An 8,311-nucleotide genomic window follows, 5' to 3' on the forward strand; every position below is an offset into this window, starting at 1 on the left:
GCTGGCCGTGCTGCTGGCCATCGGGACGTTCACCCTGCCCGGCGTCCGTGCCGACGAGTCCCCCAAGGACGTCGCCGAGCGCAGCCAGGCCCAGGACAAGGCCACCCTGGCGGTCGAGAGCGCCGCCGAGCAGATGGTCACCCCGGTGCTGTCGTACAACCACAAGACGATGGACGAGGACCTCGCGCGCCTCAAGGGCTTCCTCACGCCCAGGATGGCCGAGAAGCAGTCCGCCGCCTGGCCGGAGCTGACCAAGGAAGCCCAGGCGCAGGAGATCGTGGTCGAGGCGACCCCGACGGGCACCGCCCTGACCCGGGTGGATCCGGCCGGGAAGCGCGCCACGGTCGTCGTCTTCATCGACCAGTACGTCGAGAAGAAGGCAGCCGAGCCGTTCGTGCTGCACATGTGGGCCACGATGTCCCTGGTGCGCGAGGGTGGCGACGACGGTCGCTGGCTGCTCGACGACCTGTGCACCGACGACTCCTGCGGCTGATCCCACCTCACTTGTTTGTCCGCCTGTTGCAGGCGTACGACGGCGGGGACGCTTGACGATCGGGCGCTCGCGAAGCATGATCGGCGCACCGGTTTCCCGTGCACGCTGGCGGTGGCCGCTCCTCGACTGTGTGAAGTTGCGCAGCCGGTATTGTTGAGCGCTCCCAATTCGTGTACCGTGGGTCCTTGCGCCTGCCCTCAGATGCGCTTCGGCCTGCCCGGTGGCCGTTGTGTGGTGGGACGGCGTAATCGAAGAGTCGAACCGTCGAAGGACAACTCTTGGCCGCGCGCACCACCCCCGGTAAGTCCCGCATCTCTTTCGCGAAGATCTCGGAGCCGCTGGCACTTCCGCAGCTTCTTTCTTTGCAGACCGACAGCTTCGACTGGCTGATCGGCAACGAGGCCCACAAGGCTCGGATCGAGGCCCGCCGTGCTGGCGGCGAGGACGCCTCCGACAAGTCTGGACTCGAGGAGATCTTCGAGGAGATCTCCCCGATCGAGGACTTCTCCGAGACGATGTCCCTCTCGTTCGAGAACCCGGTCTTCTACGACCCCAAGTACACGGTCGACGAGTGCAAGGAGAAGGACCTCACCTACTCCGCCCCGCTCTACGTCTCCGCCGAGTTCACCAACAACGAAACCGGTGAGATCAAGGGCCAGACGGTCTTCATGGGCGACTTCCCGCTCATGACGCCCAAGGGCACCTTCGTGATCAACGGCACCGAGCGTGTCGTCGTCTCGCAGCTGGTCCGTTCGCCCGGTGTCTACTTCGAGCGCACGGCCGACAAGACGTCCGACAAGGACATCTACACCGCCAAGCTCATCCCGAGCCGTGGCGCCTGGCTCGAGTTCGAGATCGACAAGCGCGACATGGTCGGCGTACGCCTGGACCGCAAGCGCAAGCAGAACGTCACCGTGCTGCTCAAGGCCCTGCAGGCCGTCGCCGAGGACACCGGCGAGGAGTACGACTACGAGGCCGTCATGGCCGACCTGCGCAGCTTCGAGTCGATCCAGCTGACCGAGGAGAAGGACAACACGTCCGGACCCGACGACGCGCTGCTCGACATCTACCGCAAGCTCCGTCCCGGCGAACCGCCGACGCGTGAGGCCGCGCTGACGCTGTTGAAGAACTACTACTTCAACCCCAAGCGTTACGACCTGGCGAAGGTTGGTCGCTACAAGATCAACAAGAAGCTGGGCCAGGAGCTGGCGTTCGACCAGCAGACGATGACGATCTCCGACATGGTCGCGACGATCCGCTACATCGTGGCGCTGCACGACGGTCGCGCCGACATGGCGTCGGCCCAGGGCACGCTGGAGATCAGCTCCGACGACATCGACCACTTCGGCAACCGCCGCATGCGCACCGTGGGCGAGCTGATCCAGAACCAGCTCCGCACCGGTCTGGCGCGCATGGAGCGTGTGGTCCGTGAGCGGATGACGACCCAGGACGTCGAGGCCATCACGCCGCAGTCCCTGATCAACATCCGTCCCGTGGTCGCGGCGCTGAAGGAGTTCTTCGGAACCTCGCAGCTCTCGCAGTTCATGGACCAGACCAACCCGATCGCCGGCCTGACGCACAAGCGTCGCCTGTCCGCGCTCGGCCCGGGTGGTCTCTCCCGTGACCGCGCCGGCATGGAGGTCCGTGACGTCCACCCGTCGCACTACGGCCGCATGTGCCCGATCGAGACCCCTGAAGGCCCGAACATCGGTCTGATCGGTTCGCTCGCCTCCTACGGACGGATCAACCCGTTCGGCTTCGTGGAGACGCCGTACCGCAAGGTCGAGAACGGCAAGGTCACCGACAAGATCGACTACCTCACCGCCGACGACGAGGACCGCTACGTCATCGCGCAGGCCAACGCTGCGCTCGACAAGAACGGTCGCTTCGCCGAGGAGCGCGTGCTGGTTCGCCAGCGCCGTGGTGAGGTCTCCGAGGTCCTGGCCGACGACGTCGACTACATGGACGTCTCGCCTCGCCAGATGGTGTCGGTCGCGACCGCGCTGATCCCGTTCCTCGAGCACGACGACGCCAACCGCGCGCTCATGGGCGCCAACATGCAGCGTCAGGCCGTTCCGCTGATCCGCAGCGACAGCCCGATCGTCGGCACCGGCATCGAGTTCCGTGCCGCTGTGGACGCCGGCGACGTCGTCGTCGCCACCGCTGCCGGTGTCGTGAAGTCGGTCTCGGCCGACCTCGTCGAGACCATGAACGACGACGGCTCGTACTCCTCGTACCGCCTCGCCAAGTTCAAGCGCTCCAACCAGGGCACCTGCATCAACCAGCGCCCGCTGGTCGAGGTGGGCGACCGCCTCGAGGTCGGCTCGCCGATCGCTGACGGTCCCTGCACGGACAACGCGGAGATGGCCCTCGGCACCAACCTGCTCGTGGCGTTCATGCCGTGGGAAGGCCACAACTACGAGGACGCGATCATCCTCAGCCAGCGCCTGGTGCAGGAAGACGTCCTCACCTCGATCCACATCGAGGAGCACGAGGTCGACGCCCGCGACACCAAGCTCGGGCCGGAGGAGATCACCCGCGACATCCCCAACATCAGCGAGGAAATGCTTGCTGACCTCGACGAGCGGGGCATCATCCGCATCGGCGCCGAGGTCCGCGACGGCGACCTCCTGGTCGGCAAGGTCACGCCCAAGGGCGAGACCGAGCTGACCCCGGAGGAGCGGCTGCTCCGCGCGATCTTCGGTGAGAAGGCGCGCGAGGTGCGCGACACCTCGATGAAGGTTCCGCACGGCGAGACCGGCACGGTCATCGGCGTTCGGGTCTTCGACCGTGAAGAGGGCGACGAGCTGCCGCCGGGCGTCAACCAGCTGGTTCGGGTCTACGTCGCGCAGAAGCGCAAGATCTCGGTGGGTGACAAGCTCGCCGGCCGTCACGGCAACAAGGGTGTCATCGCGAAGATCCTGCCGATCGAGGACATGCCGTTCATGGAGGACGGCACCCCGGTCGACGTCGTGCTGAACCCCCTCGGTGTCCCGCGACGGATGAACATCGGCCAGATCCTCGAGCTCCACCTCGGCTGGCTCGGCAAGCAGGGTTGGGACATCAACCTGTCCGGTGACCCGGAGAACGCCGACTGGAAGCAGCGGCTCATCTCGATCGGTGTCGACAAGACCGGCCCGAACACGAAGGTCGCCACGCCGGTCTTCGACGGTGCCCGTGAGGACGAGATCATCGGCCTCCTCGGTGCCACCACGCTCAACCGTGACGGCAAGCGCCTGATCGACGAGACGGGCAAGGCCAGCCTCTTCGACGGTCGCTCCGGCGAGCCGTACAAGGAGCCGGTGTCGGTGGGCTACATGTACATCCTCAAGCTCCACCACCTGGTCGACGACAAGATCCACGCTCGCTCCACGGGCCCCTACTCGATGATCACGCAGCAGCCCCTGGGCGGTAAGGCCCAGTTCGGTGGCCAGCGGTTCGGCGAGATGGAGGTCTGGGCAATGGAGGCGTACGGCGCCGCCTACGCCCTGCAGGAGCTGCTCACGATCAAGTCCGACGACGTGCCGGGCCGCGTGAAGGTGTACGAAGCCATCGTGAAGGGCGAGAACATCCCCGACTCCGGTATCCCCGAGTCGTTCAAGGTTCTCGTCAAGGAGATGCAGTCGCTCTGCCTCAACGTGGAGGTGCTGTCGCAGGACGGCTCCACCATCTCGTTGAAGGACGCCGAGGAAGACGTCTTCCGCGCGGCCGAAGAGCTCGGCATCGACCTTTCCCGTCGCGAGCCCAGCTCCGTCGAAGAAGTCTGAGTCATCGGTACGGCGGTCGGATCCGGCCGCCGTACCCCCTCAGTCCTCCCAGCCTCATTTGCACCAGAACTAACGAAGGACAGCAGCCATCGTGCTCGACGTGAACTTCTTCGACCAGCTCAAGATCGGCCTGGCCACCGCGGACGACATCCGTACGTGGAGCCACGGCGAGGTCAAGAAGCCGGAGACCATCAACTACCGCACGCTCAAGCCCGAGCGTGACGGCCTCTTCTGTGAAAAGATCTTCGGTCCCACCCGGGACTGGGAGTGCTACTGCGGCAAGTACAAGCGCGTGCGCTTCAAGGGCATCATCTGTGAGCGCTGCGGCGTCGAGGTGACCCGTTCCAAGGTTCGCCGCGAGCGGATGGGCCACATCGAGCTCGCCGCCCCGGTCACCCACATCTGGTACTTCAAGGGTGTGCCGAGCCGACTGGGCTACCTGCTCGACCTGGCTCCGAAGGACCTCGAGAAGGTCATCTACTTCGCGGCCTACATGATCACCTCGGTCGACGAGGACGCGCGCCACAAGGACCTGCCTGACCTGGAGACCAAGATCGGTCTGCAGCGCCAGAACATCGAGAAGCGTCGCGACTCGGGTCTCGAGGACCGCACCAAGAAGCTCGAAGAGGACATTGCTGCCCTCGAGGCCGAGGGTGCCAAGGCCGACCAGCGCCGCAAGGTGCGTGACGGTGCGGAGCGCGAGCTCAAGCAGCTCCGTGACCGCGCCCAGCGCGAGCTGGACCGCCTCGACGAGGTCTGGAGCACGTTCAAGACCCTCAAGGTGCAGGACCTCATGGGTGACGAGGTCCTCTACCGCGAGATGAAGAACTGGTTCGGCAAGTACTTCGAGGGCCACATGGGCGCCACGGCGATCCAGAAGCGCCTGCAGAGCTTCGACATCGAGGCCGAGGTCGAGTCGCTGCGCGAGACCATCGCCACCGGCAAGGGCCAGCGCAAGGTTCGCGCGCTCAAGCGCCTCAAGGTCGTCGACGCGTTCCGCAAGACCGGCAACAAGCCCGAGGGCATGGTCCTCGACGCCGTTCCGGTCATCCCGCCGGACCTGCGCCCGATGGTGCAGCTCGACGGTGGTCGCTTCGCGACCTCCGACCTCAACGACCTCTACCGTCGCGTCATCAACCGGAACAACCGCCTCAAGCGGCTCCTGGACCTCGGCGCGCCGGAGATCATCGTCAACAACGAGAAGCGGATGCTCCAGGAGGCCGTCGACTCGCTGTTCGACAACGGTCGCCGTGGGCGTCCCGTCACCGGCCCGGGCAACCGGCCGCTGAAGTCGCTGTCCGACATGCTCAAGGGCAAGCAGGGTCGTTTCCGTCAGAACCTGCTCGGAAAGCGCGTCGACTACTCGGGCCGTTCGGTCATCGTGTCGGGTCCGCAGCTGAAGCTGCACCAGTGCGGTCTGCCCAAGCAGATGGCGCTCGAGCTCTTCAAGCCCTTCGTCATGAAGCGGCTCGTGGACCTCTCGCACGCGCAGAACATCAAGTCCGCCAAGCGGATGGTCGAGCGCGGCCGCCCGGTCGTGTGGGACGTCCTCGAAGAGGTCATCACCGAGCACCCCGTGCTGCTGAACCGTGCGCCCACGCTGCACCGTCTCGGCATCCAGGCGTTCGAGCCCCAGCTGATCGAGGGCAAGGCCATCCAGATCCACCCGCTCGTCTGCACCGCGTTCAACGCGGACTTCGACGGTGACCAGATGGCGGTGCACCTGCCGCTGTCGGCCGAGGCCCAGGCCGAGGCGCGGATCCTGATGCTCTCGACCAACAACATCCTGAAGCCGTCGGACGGCCGTCCGGTGACCATGCCTACCCAGGACATGATCATCGGCCTGTTCTTCATGACGACCGAGCGTCCCGGTTCCGTGGGCGAAGGCCGGGTGTTCTCCTCGCAGGCCGAGGCGATCATGGCCTACGACCGCAACGAGATCGCGCTGCAGAGCATGATCCGGATCCGTCTCACCGACGGTGTGGAGCCGGGCGAGCGCGTCCTGCTCGAGACCACGCTGGGCCGCACGCTCTTCAACGACACGCTGCCGGCCGACTACCCGTACGTGAACGAGGAGGTTGGCAAGAAGCGCCTCGGCTCGATCGTCAACGACCTCGCCGAGCGCTACGGCAAGGTCGAGGTGGCTGCCTCGCTGGACGCCCTGAAGGACACCGGCTTCCACTGGGCGACCCGCTCCGGCGTGACCGTCTCGATCGATGACGTCGTGACGCCGGACAACAAGATCGAGATCCTGTCGGTCTTCGAGGAGAAGGCCGCAAAGATCCAGACGCAGTTCGAGCGCGGTCTGGTGACCGACGACGAGCGTCGTCAGGAGCTCATCGAGATCTGGACCGAGGCCGGCAAGAAGGTCGGAGACGCGATGGAGGACGCCTTCAAGTCCCAGCCGTCGAACCCGATCTACATGCAGGTCTACTCGGGCGCATCCGGTAACTTCAACCAGATCCGCCAGGTCGGTGCCATGCGTGGTCTGGTGGCCAACCCGAAGGGCGAGATCATCCCGCGCCCGATCAAGGCCAACTTCCGCGAGGGCCTGTCGGTCCTGGAGTACTTCATCTCCACGCACGGTGCCCGCAAGGGTCTTGCCGACACCGCGCTGCGGACGGCCGACTCGGGTTACCTCACGCGTCGTCTGGTCGACGTGTCGCAGGACGTCATCATCCGTGAGGACGACTGTGGCACCGAGCGTGGTCTGCCGAAGACCATCGGTGTGCGCAACGAGGACGGCGTGGTCGTCAAGGACGACAACGCCGAAACCGCTGCCTACGCACGGAGCGCGGCCACCGAGATCGCCCACCCGACCACCGGCGAGGTCCTCGCCGCGGCCGGCGACGACCTGGGTGACGTCAAGATCGCCGAGCTGATCGCGGCCGGCGTCGAGACCGTCGTGGTTCGCTCGGTCCTGACGTGTGACGCCAAGACCGGTACCTGCGCCAAGTGCTACGGCCGTTCGCTGGCCACCGGCAAGCTCGTCGACATCGGAGAGGCCGTCGGCATCATCGCGGCCCAGTCGATCGGTGAGCCCGGCACGCAGCTGACGATGCGTACCTTCCACACCGGTGGTGTGGCCTCGGCCAGCGACATCACGCAGGGTCTTCCCCGCGTCGTCGAGCTGTTCGAAGCGCGTACCCCCAAGGGTGTCACCCACATCTCCGAGGCCGCCGGCCGTGTGGAGATCGAGGACACCGACAAGACCCGCAAGGTCCTGGTCACCCCCGATGACGGCGCCGACGTCATCGAGTACGTCGTGAGCCGTCGCTCGCGCCTGCTCGTTGCCGATGGCGACCACATCGAGGTCGGCCAGCCCCTCACGGTCGGCACGCCTGACCCGAAGGAGGTGCTCCGCATCCTCGGCGTTCGCCGTACGCAGCAGCACCTCGTCGACGAGGTCCAGGAGGTCTACCGGAGCCAGGGTGTGTCGATCCACGACAAGCACATCGAGATCATCGTGCGGCAGATGCTGCGCCGGGTCACGGTGCTCGAGTCGGGCGAGACCAACCTGCTCCCCTCGGACCTGGTGGACCGCGCGAAGTTCGAGACCGAGAACCGTCGCGTCGTCTCCGAGGGCGGCAAGCCGGCCTCGGGTCGTCCGGAGCTGATGGGGATCACGAAGGCGTCGCTCGCGACCGAGTCGTGGCTGTCGGCGGCCTCCTTCCAGGAGACCACCCGGGTGCTCACCGACGCCGCGATCAACGGCCGCTCCGACAGCCTGCGTGGCCTGAAGGAGAACGTGATCATCGGAAAGCTGATCCCGGCCGGTACCGGTCTGGAGCGCTACCGCAACATCCGTGTCGAGCCGACCGAGGAGGCGCGCGCCGCGGCGTACGCCGTCACGGGCTACGAGTCGTACGACTACGAGTTCGGCAACGCCGGGGGCCAGGCTGTCGCCCTCGACGACTTCGACTTTGGTTCCTACCAGAGCTGATCGCACCAGCATCGAGGCCCTTCCGAGTTCGCTCGGGAGGGCCTCGTGCCGTTTTCCGGGGTTTCGGTTGTGCCGGGTTGGGCGCCTTCGGCGCCTGCCGACACACCG

The 8,311-nt window shown here is 66.0% G+C and carries 3 protein-coding genes; all 3 read left to right on the forward strand.

The window, feature by feature from the left end; translation table 11 throughout:
• Positions 1-493: hypothetical protein (locus ACOADB_RS21955; RefSeq protein ID WP_378603579.1), on the forward strand; the 493-nt coding region annotated here is incomplete at its 5' end.
• Between the two features lie 278 nt (positions 494-771).
• Positions 772-4,260 (forward strand): DNA-directed RNA polymerase subunit beta, encoded by a 3,489-nt coding sequence (gene rpoB / locus ACOADB_RS21960; protein ID WP_378603582.1) that lies wholly within the window; start codon positions 772-774, stop codon positions 4,258-4,260.
• A 91-nt stretch (positions 4,261-4,351) separates the two neighbouring features.
• Entirely contained in the window at positions 4,352-8,203 is a 3,852-nt protein-coding gene (locus tag ACOADB_RS21965) for a DNA-directed RNA polymerase subunit beta' (RefSeq protein WP_378603585.1), read from the forward strand.
• Positions 8,204-8,311 lie beyond the last annotated feature (108 nt).

The organism is Nocardioides sp. CPCC 206348, assembly GCF_048654705.1.
In the GTDB taxonomy this organism is placed as follows: Bacteria; Actinomycetota; Actinomycetes; order Propionibacteriales; family Nocardioidaceae; genus Nocardioides.